Source organism: Ulvibacter antarcticus (assembly GCF_003688405.1).
Lineage (GTDB): Bacteria > Bacteroidota > Bacteroidia > Flavobacteriales > Flavobacteriaceae > Ulvibacter > Ulvibacter antarcticus.
In genome coordinates, this window is the sequence record NZ_REFC01000015.1 from 315,259 (window position 1) to 332,913 (window position 17,655).

The 17,655-nt window shown below is 37.1% G+C and carries 9 protein-coding genes; all 9 read right to left on the reverse strand.

Annotated features, from left to right (window positions below):
- Positions 1-29: 29 nt before the first annotated feature.
- Entirely contained in the window at positions 30-1,070 is a 1,041-nt protein-coding gene (locus tag BXY75_RS15625; protein WP_211331834.1) for an adenylate/guanylate cyclase domain-containing protein, read from the reverse strand.
- Positions 1,070-1,444: a response regulator gene (locus tag BXY75_RS15630; RefSeq protein ID WP_121908705.1), complete on the reverse strand. Its 375-nt coding sequence runs from the start codon at positions 1,442-1,444 to the stop codon at positions 1,070-1,072. The genes BXY75_RS15625 and BXY75_RS15630 overlap by 1 nt, the downstream gene beginning before the upstream one ends.
- Positions 1,445-1,448: 4 nt before the next feature.
- Positions 1,449-3,572, reverse strand: coding sequence for an ATP-binding protein (locus BXY75_RS17305; protein ID WP_245962993.1), 2,124 nt, complete (start codon positions 3,570-3,572; stop codon positions 1,449-1,451).
- Positions 3,569-5,983: a tetratricopeptide repeat protein gene (locus BXY75_RS15640; RefSeq protein WP_121908706.1), complete on the reverse strand. Its 2,415-nt coding sequence runs from the start codon at positions 5,981-5,983 to the stop codon at positions 3,569-3,571. The genes BXY75_RS17305 and BXY75_RS15640 overlap by 4 nt, the downstream gene beginning before the upstream one ends.
- Before the next feature lie 34 nt (positions 5,984-6,017).
- Complete coding sequence (locus BXY75_RS15645; protein WP_121908707.1) at positions 6,018-9,065, reverse strand: ATP-binding protein; 3,048 nt, start codon at positions 9,063-9,065, stop codon at positions 6,018-6,020.
- A gap of 239 nt (positions 9,066-9,304) precedes the next feature.
- Positions 9,305-11,707 carry a glycoside hydrolase family 31 protein gene (locus BXY75_RS15650; RefSeq protein ID WP_121908708.1) on the reverse strand — a complete coding sequence of 801 codons (2,403 nt, stop codon included), beginning with the start codon at positions 11,705-11,707 and terminating at the stop codon, positions 9,305-9,307.
- A gap of 137 nt (positions 11,708-11,844) precedes the next feature.
- A complete protein-coding gene (gene glgB / locus BXY75_RS15655; RefSeq protein ID WP_121908709.1) occupies positions 11,845-13,752 on the reverse strand; it encodes a 1,4-alpha-glucan branching protein GlgB in 1,908 nt (635 codons plus the stop codon).
- A 66-nt stretch (positions 13,753-13,818) separates the two neighbouring features.
- On the reverse strand, positions 13,819-15,084 hold the full coding sequence (locus BXY75_RS15660) for a glucose-1-phosphate adenylyltransferase (RefSeq protein ID WP_121908710.1): 1,266 nt from the start codon (positions 15,082-15,084) through the stop codon (positions 13,819-13,821).
- Between the two features lie 2 nt (positions 15,085-15,086).
- Positions 15,087-16,493: a glycogen synthase gene (locus BXY75_RS15665; protein ID WP_121908711.1), complete on the reverse strand. Its 1,407-nt coding sequence runs from the start codon at positions 16,491-16,493 to the stop codon at positions 15,087-15,089.
- Between the last annotated feature and the right edge of the window lie 1,162 nt (positions 16,494-17,655).

Below are 17,655 nucleotides of genomic sequence, written 5' to 3' on the forward strand. Positions count from 1 at the left end.
TTAATTCGACTAGTCACATTTCGTCAGGACTATTCCACGACCTTATAAATCGTCATAGGCTTAGCCTTATTCTTTAAAGAAATATCTCCTACTTTTTCGCATTTAAAAGACTCTTTTACCTTCTCATAACATTGATCACTAATGATAATTTGATTTTCTCCGGCTGCATCTTGTAATCTCGCTGCAGTGTTTACAGTATCCCCAATTACCGTATAATCTAAACGTTTAAGCGTTGCAGATCCTATATTCCCAGAAATCATCTCTCCACTTTTTATTCCAATAGATACTTTGGGTCTAAAGTTTTCTTTTCCACTTACATTTGGCAGTTCACTAAGGTGACTTCGCACTGCAAGTGCTGCATCAATCGCACGATCTAAATGGAATTCGTCTCTAAAAACAGCCATGATCGCATCGCCTATAAATTTATCGATCAATCCTTTTTGAGCCATTATTTCTTTAACCATAAGGTCGAAATAAGTGTTTATTAACGCAACTACAGTATCGGGAGCCGTAGTTTCACTTATTGCAGTAAACCCGCAAATATCAATAAACATCACTGTAGCCTCAATCGTTTCGTTTGCCATTAGCGTAGTTTCATATGCTCGACTCCCCATGAAATTAAGCACGTTCTCATCCACATACATCTTTAAAATGTCATTTTCCTTGATAGCTAAAAGAGTTCTCTTTAGTTCTAAGGCATGGTTTAAGGTTTTTTCTACGGTAATTGTAAGATCTTCAAAATTGATTGGTTTTGTAATAAAATCGAAAGCTCCACGGTTCATTGCTGTACGTATGTTAGCCATATCACCATAAGCAGAAACGATCACCGATTTTATTAACGGACTCGTCTCGTGCAATTCCGTAAGCAGAGTTAGTCCGTCCATTTCTGGCATGTTAATATCGGTTAATACGATATCGACATCAGGATCCCGCGTAATCTTTTCGAGTGCATCCCTACCGTTTACAGCAAAGAGAAATTCATATTCTTTTTCACGAATCTTTTTTCGAAATTTCTGTTTTATCAGAATTTCTAAATCTGCTTCGTCGTCCACTACAAGTATCTTTGCCATTATATGCTTTGTATAAGTTTATCCTTTAATAATTTAAAATCCAAGGGTTTCGTTAAAAAATCGTCTGCACCCAAACGTTTAGCAGTGTTATAATTTTCCTCATCACCATATGCAGTGACCATCATTACTACCAATGGCGGATTCGTGTAATTACATTTAATTACCTCTAGAAGTTCAAGTCCACTCATTCCCGGCATATTAATATCTGAAAGTATTAAGACCGCTTTATTTTCGTTATGTTCAAGATAGTCTAAAGCTTCCGCACCAGAAAATGCAAATGCGAAATCAACCGTACCCGATTTTATCTCTTTTCTAAAGCGTTGTTGAAAAAGTACTTTAACATCTTGCTCGTCATCAACTACTAAAATTTTCATATTGCTATCTTTTTGGTAAATGAATAATAAATATTGTTCCTGATTTTTCTGAGGCCCCATCGTTTTCTATCGTTTCTACTTTCAGCGTACCATCATGGGCTTTAATAATATCATAGCTAAGTGATAAGCCTAAACCAGTGCCTTTTCCTGATGGTTTGGTAGTGAAAAAAGGCTGAAATATCTTTTCTAATATTCTCTTCGGAATTCCATTACCATTATCACTTACTTTTATTTCTACAAAATCTCCAATGCTTTTTGTGCTAACTGAAACTGTAGATTCGTATTCGTATCCCTTACGTTTAGCTTCGGCCGATCGCTCATTTACTGCATAAAAAGCATTCGTCATTAGATTCAGGATTACCCTGCCTAAATCTTGGGGGACAACCTTAATGTGCTTGATCGATTCGTCAAAATTAGTGATAAGACTTGCATTAAACGACTTATCTTTTGCTCGTAAACCGTGATAAGCTAACCGTAAAAACTCATCACATAGCGCATTAATATCTGTAGGTTCTTCAAGCCCCGGATTTACGCGACTGTGTTGTAACATGCCTTGTACAATGGCTTCTGCGCGTTTACCATGATAATTTATTTTTTCGAGATTTGTTTTTACATCAGTTACTATTTCTCTGACTTCATCATAATTACTTTTAGAAATCGCTTCATTCATTTCAAGTAACAGTTCATTGCTTACTTCGGAAAAATTATTAACGAAGTTCAATGGGTTCTGAATTTCATGTGCGATACCGGCGGTAAGCTCCCCTAAACTGGCCATTTTCTCTGACTGAATCAACTGCGATTGTGTAGCTTTCAAATTATCCAAAGTTGCCATTAAATCGGCAGTACGTGCTACTACTTCTTTTTCTAGTTTTATATTTTGATCTGCTAATAGCTGTTGTTTTTCTTCGGAAAGTTGCTCCACTTCGATTAACTTGTTTTGAAGCGACTGACTATTAATTCCGAAGGAATAGCCCAAATAAAGTGCTAAACTACAAGGCACAAACAGTAGCGCAAAAGGCTGATAAACCCATAAATTTGGTATTTCCAATAAGGATAATTCATTAGCGATAATTCCTATCCAAAAGAAGATGTTTAGTCCGCCAAATATTAAAAATATCAACGCACCCTTTCTATTAGTTTTTAGCGAAAGGAAGCTTACCCTTATCGTATCAAAAAGCACCAGGATACTCAAGATTGGCGAAATAAGTTCGTAGCTAATTACAAACAACATCGGGATATAAAGTATGCCAAGAATAAGAATTATCTTGAATACAAATCCTAATTTTTTATTGAGTATCTTATAAATACAATATAGCGCCAAAATCGCATGTGCTGCTATAAAAATGCCCGCCAGAAAATCTCCAAATACAAAAACATTATGAGTGTAAACCGATTTTAAAACAGCAATCACGAAAAGTGCAAAAAACAAGCTAGACAAGGCGAAATAAAGATTAACTCGTTCTGAAGGAAAGAAAAAATAGTAGGACAAAAATAGAATAAACATAAGCAGGCCAACACCAAAAATAACATAGTAGCCGTATGTAAATTGTTTTAAAGGAGGATCATCATGATTGCTGTGGTTCAAGGTTGCAACACGGAGAATAATACCTTCTTTGTTAACCGAATACAGCGGAAATTGTGCTGCTGCATTTACATATCTCACTGCCAGTAACTGTTCGGTATTAGAGACTAAGGGAAACGATAATAAATCTTTATTCGGGTTGTAGAATACAATAGAATCGGGATTTGTGCTTACACTTCCCAATCGGTGAATTAACTTTCCGTCGAGATAAATTTCCGAAGCTCCCGTTTGATTGATTCGTAAAACCAACTGTTGATTCGACTTATAATTAGTTTTTAGTTTTTTCCGAAGCCAAACAATTTCTTTTTTGTTATTATCTTCTTTTGAAGCTGGAGCCTTCAGATAGGGGCTTGATTGTTTTTCCCAGGAAGCATCGTCAAATTCCGGATTAGACCATTCAATATCATCTCCGACCTTATAGCTCCAATCATTGGATATTACTCCCCATTGACTCTCCAAATCCGCATTTTCAAAGGTTTCCTGCTCGGATTGCCCCAAAACGGTCATAGATGCCAATATCAAAAAAAGTAATAATCTTTTTATCATTGTTTTATTGCTATTGGTAATAAAATACGAAAGCTTGTCCCTACATTTTCTTTAGATTCTACTTCAATATTACCGCCATGGGCTTTAACTATATCGTAACTCAAACTCAATCCTAATCCTGTTCCGCTCCCGCTTGGTTTCGTAGTAAAAAAGGGTTGAAAAATCTTATCTAAGACCTCCTTCGGAATACCATTTCCATTGTCCTTTACGTTAATAACTACTTCATCTTTCATCTTTTTAGTGGAAACTGAAACTGTGGGTTTATAATTAGGTAGGGCTTCGACATCCTCAGCCTGACAAGTTTTCTGTTTTTCACTTGTGGCATAAAAAGCATTGGTAATGAGGTTCAAAATCACCCTTCCTAAATCCTGTGGGATCACGTTCACTTTTCCAATAGACTCATCAAAATCTGTTTCCAGCGTAGCATTAAAGCTTTTATCCTTAGCTCTAAGTCCGTGATAAGCTAATCGCAAGTATTCATCTGCCAGTCTGTTGATATCTGTAGGTTCTTTTTCTGGACTACTTTTCCTGCTGTGCTGAAGCATTCCTTTTACAATCGCATCTGCACGTTTTCCATGATGGGTTATTTTTTCGAGATTTTGTTTGATATCGTTCGCAATAATTTTTGCTTCATCCATATCCCCTTTTTCTATCTCTTCATTCATCTCATCGATAAGTTCATTGCTTACTTCGGAAAAATTATTGACGAAATTTAAAGGGTTCTGAATTTCATGTGCGATACCAGCGGTAAGCTCCCCTAAACTGGCCATTTTTTCTGAATGAATAAGTTGCTTTTGTGTCTCCTGAAGCTCGGTAAGCGATTTACCTAAAGCTTGATTTAATCGGCGTTTTTCTCTAATTCTGTAATATAGGATTAGCGCAAATATTATTACTAATAGCAATCCGGCGATGCTTAAATTGCGAATTAATTTTTGTTTTTTTAGTTGTGTTTGTTGAATTAAAAGTTGTTTATCCTGACTCGCTTTCTGCAGGGCAATCTTGTTTTCGAAAGCCAATTGTTGGGTAAGACTTGTTATTTTCATAATTTTTTCCGAAGCATTAACCGAGTCATTCGTTTTTTGATAGTTTAATTGACTTTCAAAGGCATTTTTATAATCATTCTTTTTAGCAAATGTAGCCGACATCTCACCGTAGATAGTACGACGAGTTTTATGATCTTCCTTCGCAACAATAGCTTCAGCTTTATCCAGCAAGGCAATAGTTTCATTATAATTACCTTTCAGTCTATTTACTTTTGCAATACCAGTAAGCGCAATTGCTTGATAATGCGGATTATTATTTTCCCGACCCAATTGCAGTACAAATTCATAACTTTTTTGAGCATTCGTGTAGTCTTTTAATTTCAGCTGAATCTCTCCTGAAGTTAAATATGCATCATTAATAAACCTTAAATCACCATCGATTTTTCCATATTTAATCCCTTCAACACTATTTTCGAGGGCCGCTTCAAGTTTATCCATAGCCATAAGAATATCGGCTATATAGTTGTATGAAATACTTAAATAGGTAGCATCCTTTAAGTTTTTTCTTATAGCAAGTGCTGCTCTGTGGTTGCTTAAGGCTTCTTCGAGCTTACCGGCCCGCATATCGCTAACACCCATATCATTATAGGTCGTTGCAATACCGATGGAATCTTTTTGCAACTTGAATAATTTTAAGGCCTCTTCCTGATTTACTAAGGCCTCGGGATATTTTTTTACAAGCATATAGTTAAAGCCGTTGGCTAATAAAGCGTCAGTGATAGTGGCGGTATCTTTGATTTTTCGAGCAACCTGAAGCGCCTTTAAGTTGCTTTCCAAAGCATCACCATAATTACCCATATAGCGTTCAAGCAGGCCCATTTTAAACCATGTATAAGCAATTAATTCTTGATTATTTGTTTCATTATACAATTCAAGGCTTTTGTATAGATATTGTAAAGCCTGCGTATGATCATGTTGCATACTGTAAGCTTCTGCAATGGCCCCATTTACTGAAGCAATTCCATTTTTATTACCGGATTTTTGCCATAATTTTAAAGAGAGTTGAAGCGTATCCTGCGCATGGTTGACGTTTTTATAAATCAACGTCCACCCTAAATATTGAGTCGCTCTGGCTTTTAAGGTTTTATAGCGATAGTTATCTTTTGATATTTTATTCTTTTCAAAAATGTTATCTACTTGATGAAATACTTGTTCGGCGTATTTTCTACAACTATCGTTTTCATAGTTTTCGAAATACATGCTGGAGAGGTCATTCATTAATCGTAAGCGAGTGGTATCTTGCTTTGTTGAATTTATTTCATTTTTTATTTTTTGAATTTTCTGTATATAACTATCTTTTGTTTGTTGAGCAAAGACGCTGCCCACAAACATTCCAAAGATGATAAATACTAAACTCGTTTTTTTCATTTTATTGATCTGCTAAACCTAAAGTTACTGTTTTTTAATATGGTAAATGGATACTAAACTCAGTTCCCTCACCCTCTTTTGTTGTTACCTTTAATTCTCCATCATGTGCTTTAATAATATCATAACTCATACTCAAGCCTAATCCTGTGCCTTCTCCGGTTGGCTTCGTAGTAAAAAACGGTTGGAATATTTTATCTAATACTTGCTTCGGAATTCCGTTTCCATTGTCTTTTACTGAAATTTCTACAGTATCTTTTAGCTTTCTAGTTACAACTGAAACTGTGGGTTTATAGTCTTGTCTTGCATGGCTTGTCGAAGCATTATTTTGATCCTTCGACAAGCTCAGGGTGACATTATTTTTTTCATTCACTGCGTAAAATGCATTGGTAATCAAGTTCAGAATTACTCTTCCTAAATCCTGAGGAAATACCTTGACCAAACCAACAGACTCATCAAATTCTGTATTTAATGTCGCATTAAATGATTTATCCTTTGCCCTAAGTCCATGATAGGCAAGACGCAAGTATTCATCTGCCAGTTTATTGATATCTGCGGGCTCTTTCTCAGCACTACTTTTTCTACTGTGCTGTAGCATTCCTTTTACAATTGCATCTGCACGTTTTCCATGATGAGTTATTTTTTCGAGATTTTGTTTGATATCGTTTGCGATGAGTTTTGCTTCTTCCATATCTCCTTTTTCAATTTCTTCGTTCATCTCATCCATTAACTCATTGCTTACTTCGGAAAAATTATTGACAAAGTTCAAAGGGTTCTGAATTTCATGGGCAATACCCGCTGTCAACTCTCCAAGACTTGCCATTTTTTCTGACTGAATGAGTTGCTTTTGAGTCGCCTGAAGGTCTGAAAGCGTCACCTCCAATCGTTGTTTTTCGGCAAGAAGTGCAGCGGCTTGAGCTTCAGATTGAGAAAGATCTGTAAAACGCTGATAGGCAAAAATGAATACATTTCGGAAACGATCGAGGATTGCTTTTTGACTATCATCTAATGCTCCGAAATTAGAAATCCCAATAGCACCATTTCCGAAGGCATATAAGATGTAGGAAACACTATCGGTATTAAACAAACGAGGATCATCTGCTTCCCCATTTTTTCTTCGCATATCAATAAGATCTTGTATTTGCTTCCCTTCTAAAATCATTTCAGAAAACCCATCGGTAGTGGTGGCAATAACCTGTAGTTGTTCTTCAAGTGTTGGGTCGTCATTATAAGACATCAAGGTAATAGTACCACCCATTTCGTGTGAGTAATCGTAGTCCATAAAGGTTTCTTCGTCTTCATTATTCACATCTATGATTGCATTGCGAATATCATTAAACCCCAATTCCAACAGTTGTTCGTACAGCGCCTTGACAATGTCCAGCAGATGGTCCGATTGTTTCATTCCCAAGGCTACGTTTCTTACCTTTTCGAGGGATGCTTCAATTTTTGCTTCCCGTGCTTGTGCTTCGGCATTTGCCAGATCGGTATATCTTTGATAGGCAAATGTAAATACGTTACGGAACCGTTTTAAAATCTTCTTTTGATCATCGTCTAGAATTCCAAAATTAGAAATCCCAATAGCACCATTTCCGAAGGAATAAAGATTATAGGTAAGTTGTTCAATTTGCCGTAGCCGTGGATCGTCTTTTTCACCATTTCGCAATCGCGTTTCGATAAGTTCTTCAAGTTCTTTGCCCTTTAATTCAATTTCAAAAAAAGCATCATTGCTGGATTTAACCTTCTTAATTTGTTGTTCAATAACGGGGTCACCGTAGAATGAAAAGAGTGTTACCGCACTAGACATATCATGAGAATAGTCGTAATCTAAAAAGGTTTCATTATCCTCATTGTGAATATCGATGATTGCATTACGTATCTTGGTAAAGCCAAGTTCCAGCAATTGCTCGTATAACACTTGAGCAATATCCAACATATCATCAGATTTTTTGAGCGTGAGTGCAACGTTTCTAACTTTTTCAAGTGAGGCTTCAATTTTTGCTTCCCTAGTTTGTGCCTCGGCTTTTTGGAGATCGAGGAAGCGAGTGTAGGTTCTTTCAAATTCTTTCGAGAACCGACTGAGTATTACTTTTTCATCTTCTGTGAGCGTTCGCTTTATCATAATGCCAAAACAACCATAACTCATATAAGAATCGATATAATATAAACCGTCAGGGTATAGTTCAGGTTTAAATTTTTTAATTCCGCCCAGTAACTCTTTCCATGTATCAAAATAGGCCGAAACATCGTTCGGAGGAACGGGGTTTATGTGTACCGGTTCGCCACTTTCCCATGCGACATAGCACTCAGCAATGGCTGGTTCTTTTTTGTCCAGCGGATAAATAACGGACTTATTATTATAAACACGTTTGCCTTTTCTTTTTTCAAACCAGGTTGCCCAGAACGAATGGTTAGATTTTTTTTCATCCGGCAACCATAAATAGGAAAATTCAGAATCAATGCCCAATAGATGTAGTTGTTCATGGAACACTTTAGAGGTTTTATCCAACTGGCTAGAGTGTTGCATCAACATACTTTGGGTACGTGTACGTTCTAATGCCGCTTCTATTTCCAATTCGTGGTTTTTCGTTTCGAGTTCTACGGTTCGTTTCTTAATTGCTTCACGTAATTGTAAGTTTTCGGCAGATATTTTATCGTAGCCAATTGTTTCTCCTTCTTCTGTTTTGCCGTCTGGAACTGAATAGTGCTGATAAATAAATCGCCATCCTTCTTTGTTTTTCTGAAGCGCATTTGTAAATCGAAACCGATTATAAAAAACCCATTCTTCGCCATTCAAGAACCAGGCGTCAAATAAATGTGTGATAAAGATTAGTGGACCAAACTGCTCCAAAACTTTGGTTTCATTGCGCACTTCAGATTTACCGTCGAGTTGTTCGGCAGTAAGCTTGAAGAAATCTGTGGTGCTTTTTCGGTCTAAGAACTCTTCATTGTTGGTAGAGCCAATAAAATGATATTCGTCATCGAAAAAAGAATCATATGTGGCTACGTCCCCATTTAGATAGCTATGTAACCACTCGTCATATACTTGAAATACCTCAGTTTCCGTTTTTTTATCGACCCTCATTTTTAATTGGTTAGCGATAATGAAAGTAAGAATTTTCAAGCATCTTTCAACTCCGTAGAAACACTTAATTTTCTGGAGAATACAATTATGACTTTAAACGAGGTCAATTTTGTTTAAACTGATCTTTTTTTAACCGAGCACCTTCAGAATTAAATTCAAAAAATAAGAATTATATATCCTAATTCGTTAGACTAAACAGTCTTGAATTCTTTTGATGCAATATATTTAAGTGGCTAAGACTATTCCATTATGTGTAGTTCATTGAAATTCTTGTCAACCACTATTGTAAAGTCACCTTTCTTTTGAACTTTATCGAACTCAATGGTTTCATTATCGATCTGAATTTTGGATATCTTAAATGGTAAACCAATAAATTCGAGCTTGAACTTTTTATACTTTGTAGAGAATTTACCTGACTTATGCTGCTGTAAAATAAGCTCGTCCGATTTCCCGGTTAATTTGAAGTTACGTAAACTATATTTATTTTTAGTGTAATCGTAACCATCGTGCGCATCGTCGTATAAAATTGAATTTTCCTTACCTCTAGTATAGTAGATTTCAAGAGTAATTTCATCGAAGTCTTTCTCGCCCACATATTGCTGTACAGGATATTTTGGGATGATAGATCCTTCCTTTATAAACATTGGAATGGTATCCAAATCGGCGTCTACCCATGCTTCTTTACCTCCTACTCTAGGTTTTTTAGTCCAGTTATTATACCAAATACCTTTTGGCAGATAAACACGTCTACCGCGGCTGTTTGGCTCCAGGATTGGGCAAACTAAAATTTTATCACCGAAGATAAACTCGTCGGTACGATAGTGTGTTTGATGATCTTTCTGATCGTAAAGCACTAAAGATTTCAAAATAGGTATCCCTTCTGAATGATTTTGCCAGAAAGCCGTATATAAATACGGAAGCAGACGATAGCGCAGCTCAATGAATTTTTTTACTACACCAGTCACCTCATCACCAAACATCCAAGGTTCCTGATCACCATGATCGCCAGATGAATGTGTACGACAAAATGGGTGGAATACTCCCAACTGAATCCATCTTGCAAATAATTCACCATTGGGTTGGTCGGCAAATCCGCCTATATCACTTCCAACAAAGGAAAAACCAGACATTGCCATTCGCTGTGCCTGTACATTCGCTATCCAGAGATGTTCCCAACTAGCGACATTGTCTCCCGTCCAGGAAGAAGTGTAACGCTGGGTTCCGGAATAGGCTGCGCGAGTAATAACAAAAGGTCGTTTTGGATATCCAAACTTTTTTAAGCCTTGATAAGTAGCTCTAGCCATTTGCATTCCGTAAATATTATGTGCTTTTCTATGGCTACAAGGATTCCCGTCGTAATCATGTCTAACATCATTTGGGAAGGTTTTACTAGGCACTTCCATCACGGCTGGTTCGTTCATATCGTTCCATACCCCTTTCACTCCAATCTCTTCAATAAGTTCTCTAAACAAACCGGACCACCATTCACGGACCTCAGGGTTTGTAAAATCTGGGAAATAGCATTCACCAGGCCAAACTTTACCTTTCATATAAGGCCCATCTGCACGTTTGCAGAAATAATCTTTATCCATTCCTTCCTGAAAAACAGGATAGTCCTTATCGATCTTTATACCTGGATCGATAATCACTACAGTTTTGAAGCCATCATCCATTAATTCCTTAACCATTCTCTTTGGGTCTGGAAAATACTCTTTGTTCCAAGTAAAGCAACGAAAGCCCTCCATATAATCAATATCCAAATAAATGGCGTCGCAAGGAATTTGTAACTCTCTAAACTTTGAAGTGATTTCCTTAACCTTTGTTTCCGGATAGTAACTCCATTTACATTGGTGATATCCCAACGCCCATAACGGAGGTAATTGATGAGGTTTTCCTGTAAGATCTGTATAGTTGGCAACTACATCGGACATTTCGGGTCCGTAGATAAAATAATAATTCATTTCGCCCCCTTGAGCCCAAAAACTAGTTACATTTTTTCTTTCATGTGCAAAATCGAAATAAGATCTAAAACTATTATCGAAAAATATACCGTACGACTTCTTGTGATGTAAGCCCGTATAGAACGGAATCGCCTTATAAATAGGATCGGTTTCTTTTCCGTAGGCATATGAATCGGTTACCCAATTCTCAAAACGTTTCCCTTTTAGGTTTAAAGTAGTTGGTTTATCACCAAGGCCATAATAACTTTCCCCTTCACTAGAGATCTTACTCATTTTTACAATATTGCTACCGTACTCAAAGCTTTCTTCCCAATGAAAACCAAGTTCATCCTGATTTAGCAAAGTATTGTCTATAGCATCATAAATAGAGATCTTAAGATCAGCTTTATTGACATGGCAAATCAATTTCTCTGTAGTAATAACATAGGCATCTTCAAGTTCCTTAATGGAAAGATGATTGTAACCGCTATTAGCATATTTCGTAATGGCATAAGAGAAATCTTTTTCCAAATTTCCCATGGTGCCATATCTAAACCTCAGTACGCTGTCGCGAAGAACTGTAAGTTGTAAAATTACGTCATTCTCGGTTGTGAAATAAAGGGTATCTATATCTTTTTTATAGGAAATAATATTGTTGGGAAACTGATTTCCTTTTTGCTCTAACTCTGTATTTATGATCATAAAAATTTGTAATAAAAACGCGGTACAAACCTACATAATGTACTTAAAAACATAACTGTTTATATCATAAAAAAACGGCAGTTCTATTATAGATAATGCATTTTATGAGGCTTTAATTATGAATTTTATAATTATACTTATTTTATCTGAAATGCAGCCATTGCCAATGGAGGCAGTGTAAGTACTACCGATTGTGTTTTTCCATGTGAGTCGATATTTTCTATTTTAAGATCGCCGGTATTCATATTCCCTGCACCTCCAAATTGGTTTTGGTCACTGTTGAATATCTCCGTTAAAACCCCTTGTCGTGGCACTCCTAAACGATAATTTTGGTGTAAGCTTGGCGTAAAATTACATACGACGATCACATCGTTTTTCCGATCGTGGCCTTTGCGGATATATGCAATTACCGAATTCTGCTCATCGCTATAACTAATCCATTCAAAACCTTCCGGGCTAAACGCTTTTTCATACAAGGCCGGTGTCGATTTGTAGAATGTATTTAAGTTTTTTACAAATTCCAGCATCCCTTTATGGGGTAAAAAGTCGAGCAGATTCCAGTCGAGACTTTTAGAAAAATCCCACTCTGCGTATTGCCCAAATTCTCCTCCCATAAACAACAGCTTTGTTCCCGGATGTGTGAACATATAACCATACAGCAAACGTAGATTTGCAAAACGCTGCCATTCGTCACCCGACTGCTTGCTCAATATAGAATTCTTACCATGAACCACCTCATCATGAGATAGAGGCAGCATAAAGTTTTCTGTAAAAGCATAGGTTAAACTGAAAGTAATATCGTTTTGATGATGCTTCCGATATACCGGGTCTTTAGAGAAATACTGAAGCGTATCGTGCATCCAACCCATCATCCATTTCATTCCGAAGCCAAGACCGCCTAATTCAACCGACCTGGTTACACCTGAAAAAGCTGTAGATTCTTCAGCGATGGTTTGAATCCCGTTAAAATTACTGTATACTGCAGTATTAAAATCTTTCAGAAAAGAGACAGCTGCAAGGTTTTCATTTCCACCAAATTCATTCGGATCCCATTCTCCCTCTTCACGAGAATAATCGAGGTACAACATCGAAGCAACGGCGTCTACCCTTAGGGCATCGACATGATAGTATTCTAACCAAAAAAATGCATTGCTAATTAAAAAGGATCGGACCTCGTTGCGCTCGTAATTAAAGATGAGACTTTTCCAATCTGGATGAAAGCCTTTTTTAGGATCGGGATGTTCGTACAAATGTGTTCCATCGTACATACCAAGGCCATGTTTATCTTCCGGAAAATGAGATGGCACCCAATCGAGGATAACACCAATATCATTTTGATGAAAGGCATCAATCAATTTCATAAAATCCTGTGGCGCTCCAAATCGGGAGCTCGGGGCAAAATAACCCACTAATTGGTATCCCCAGGACGGATCGTAGGGATATTCCATCACCGGCATAAATTCTATATGCGTAAAATTCATTTCCTTGACATACGCAACAAGCTTTTTTGCTAATTCTGTATAACTAAGAAATGTTCCGTCGGAATTTCTTTGCCAGGAACCTATATGTACCTCGTAAACCGAATAAGGCTTGTCGAGATCGTTCTTATCTTTTCGGTAGGACATCCAGTTCTTGTCCTTCCATTTGTAATCTGAAATATCCCAGATAATCCCTGCTGTATTTGGCGGGGTTTCAAAAAACAACGCATAGGGATCTATTTTTTCTGAAACTGATCCGTTGTGATTTGAAGTAATTTTATATTTATAGCGAGTCCCTTTTTTTACCTTCGGAATAAAGCCTTCCCAAATTCCTGAAGCGTCCCAGCGAACATTCAATTCATGCTGAGAAGCATCCCAAAAATTGAAATCTCCTATTACTTGAACCGAAGATGCAGATGGCGCCCAGACTGCAAAATACACTCCCTCTTCTCCATCCAAAACCATTGGATGAGCACCCATTTTTTCATACAATTTGAAATGCTTTCCGGCCTTAAAAAGTTCGATATCGAATTCAGTAAAAAAACTATGAACTTTAACTAGCGACATAAAGGGTTTAGATTAAACGATTGAAAGATTAAACAATTGAGCGTTGAAATATGTTTCAAGAAGTTTTTAGATTTCAAAACCGTTAGGAATAATGGCATTCTTTTTAACAACCACAATACCTTCCCTAATACAATAGGTATCGGTTTCGTTGTCTTCGAGATGTCTTCCTCCATTGATTGTGACATTATTTCCTATACGACAATTCTTATCTAAAATTGCATTATTGATGTTGCAATTGTCTCCAATTCCCATCGCTATTCCTTTGGCTTGAGAACTTACTTCATCCAAGGACTGATATTGATCACTACCCATCATATAGGTATTCTTCACAGTAGAGCCCTTACCAATTCGGGAGCGAATTCCAATCACCGAACGCTCGATATGCTTAGCATTTATAAGGCATCCATCCGCAATGACTGCTCGATTTAAAGTAGTTCCCGAAATTTTAGTAGTGGGTAGCATTCTGGCATGGGTGTAGATACGTCTCTCATTGTCGTATAGGTCGAATTGAGGAAGATCATCTGTAAGTCCTAAATTGGCTTCAAAGAAAGAGTCGATATTCCCAATGTCGGTCCAATAGCCTTCAAATTGGTAACTTAATGTTTTGTGTTTATGAATGGATTGCGGAATTATTTCTTTTCCGAAGTCGACCGTATCGGGATTACTCATAAGGTCTATGAGAAGATCACGATTAAAAATATAGATTCCCATAGAAGCCAAATGATTTCTACCCTCGCCTTTCATTTCATCACTTACTTGTGAAGTCCAATCTGGCAATAGATCTGCATTTGGTTTCTCAATAAAAGAAGTGATTACATTTTCTTGGTTTGTTTTTAAGATTCCGAAAGAGGTAGCTTCTTTTTCTGAAACGGGCAAGGTTGCAATTGTAATTTCTGCATTGCTATTTTTGTGTGCTTCCAACATTTGGTTAAAATCCATTTGGTACAATTGGTCACCAGAAAGGATTAGTGCATACTCGAACTTGTGGTTTAGAAAATGGTGCATACTTTGACGTACCGCATCTGCTGTACCTTGAAACCAAGAACTACTTTGAAGTGTTTGCTCGGCTGCCAACACATCTACAAAGGCCGAACTAAAAAAACTAAAGTGATATGTATTTTTAATATGCGCATTTAAAGAGGCCGAATTAAACTGTGTTAACACAAACATTCGCTTGATATCGGAGTTGATACAATTTGAAATAGGAATATCTACTAATCTAAATTTTCCCGCAATAGGCACCGCTGGTTTTGATCTATTTTCTGTTAAGGGATAAAGTCGTGTTCCTTGTCCGCCACCTAGAATAATTGAAATTACCTCATTATTGATCATATCTAAACTTTTAAAGAATTATACAAGTTACTATATTTTTGGGCCGAAAGGTGCCATGAATGATCAATTTTCATTATGGTTTTACGGTTTTTTCTGAAAACCGTATCCTTTTTATAGAATTCTACTGCCCGATTGATTGCTTCAACTATCTGTGTTACGGTTATTTCTGTGTGGATTATTCCGAAGCCATTTTCATTAAGATCCACTACGGTATCTATAAGACCTCCTACTTTACTAACCACGGGAACAGTCCCATAACGCAAAGCATACATTTGGTTGAGACCACAAGGTTCCACACGAGAAGGCATTAACAGGAAATCGGCACCGGCATACATTTTATGAGAAAGTGCTTCGTTATACCCGATGAAGGTATTGTAGTTCTTCGGAAATTGCTTTCTTACTTTCAATAATTCCTTTTCGGTATCTTTATTTCCAGACCCTAATAAAAGTATGGATAGTTTTGGATTCTGAAGGGCTTTCTTAAAGACTTGCGGAAACAGATCGCTTCCTTTTTCACCAACCAGCCTTCCGATGAAGACAAATAGCGGATTTTCAGCGTTCAATTTAAACTCATCGCAAAGCCATTTTTTATTTGCTTTTTTACCTGAAAGCACGGTAGTTTCAGAATAATTTTTAACCAAAAAAGGATCGGTCTCGGTATTCCAAACACTTGTATCGATACCATTTAATATGCCCACACACTTATCACTTTCCGAAGTAATTAAAGATTGTAAACCATTTGCTTCAGATTTCAATTCCTCCATATAACTAGGAGAAACTGTCGTCACCCGCCAAGCGCATTTAATTGCGGTTGCCAGCGGATTGATACTGTTATCCCAATCTAATAATCCTATTTTCGACAATGGAAACTTCGGAATTAAATTTACCTGATCATGTGAAAACCAGCCTTGATATTGCGCATTATGAATGGTAAAAACGGAAGGAGTCTGTCGGAAATCTTCATACGCATCGGCATGTGACATCATAAACGGAATAAGTCCGGTATGATGATCATGGCAATGCACAATATCCGGCTTCTTTTTTAGCTGAAGCATATACTGCATTACTGCGATTTGAAAAGCCATAAATCGGCGAGTATCATCATCGGAATAGACAAATGAAGTATGTAGAAGCTTAGGGATATCGACCAGGAACAGCTCGAAGCCCAACTGTTTTTTGGGAAGTGACTTTATTGTAAAAGGTAGTGAATCACTCCCCAGCTGCAGCGTACCCGCAAACACTTTTTTAAATTTATTATTCTGGGTAAAACTGTTATCATAAAAAGGCATAATGACCTTGCTTTTCATGCCCAGCTCATTTTGATATTTTGGCAATGCTCCCACCACATCTGCCAATCCGCCAACCTTTGCAACAGGATAACATTCAGCACTTATATGGATGATTTGCATAGGATTATTATTTAGAGAATTAAACTTACAAAATATAATTAGCAGTTCTAATTGGTTGGAGAAGAATTCTTGAAAAACTTTGGATGTTAGGTGTTGCTTCTCGATACATTTTTTATTCCCGCTGGGCGTAAAAAACACTCGAAGTGACAAAGACCCGTTTTTTAACTGTTCATTGTACAGTGTTAGGAGTTGCTTCTCGATACATCGTGATTTAAATGAAGGATACTATGTTTAATCTTTTCTTTAGGCATTGTGAAAAACATCCATCCCCTGCCCTTCCTTCGAAGGAAGGGGGTTTGATTCTTTGTGAATGAAAGATTTTCTTAAGCCGGGGTTAAAATGGCTGGAAGCTGTATGTTGGATTGTTGGATTGTTGGATTGTTGGATTTGTAAAATATTTATATTAATCGATAATTAAAATGTCATGCTGAGCTTGTCGAAGCATCTCGATTCTATATTTTAATAAAGGATACTATGTTTATTCTTTTCTTTTTTCCATTGCCGAAAAAAGAAACAAAAAAGTCTAGGCGGAAGAAGCCGGGGTTAAAAATGGGTGTTGGGTGATGGATGTTGGGTGATGGGTGATGGGTGTTAGCATATTCTGAATTGAACATTGAACATTGAAGATTTGTTTTCTTCCCTAAGCGTAGAATACCAATCCAAAAACCCGAGATTCAGGACAACGAAGGAGGATGCGGGTTTTTTGATAGGGGTTTGAAAGACGGGCACGGATTTCAAAATTCATTAGCGTGGGTGTCGTTTTCTTTGGTTCGTTTCTTTTGGACAAGCAAAAGAAATGAACAAATGTTCTTTTGGATTTCTAGATTTCCGGTCTATTGGATTGTTGATTATTGAAGACCATAATGTCATGCTGAGTTTGTTGAAGTTTCGCGATTCTATATTCTAATAAAGGATACTATGTTTATTCTGTTCTTTTTTCCATTGCCGAAAAAAGAAACAAAAAAGTCTAGGCGGAAGAAGCCGGGGTTAAAAATGGGTGTTGGGTGATGGATGTTGGGTGATGGGTGATGGGTGTTAGCATATTCTGAATTGAACATTGAAGATTTTTTTCTTCCCTAAGCGTAGAATACCAATCCTAAAACCCGAGATTCAGGACGACGAAGGAGGACGCGGGTTTTTTGATAGGGGTTTGAAAGACGGG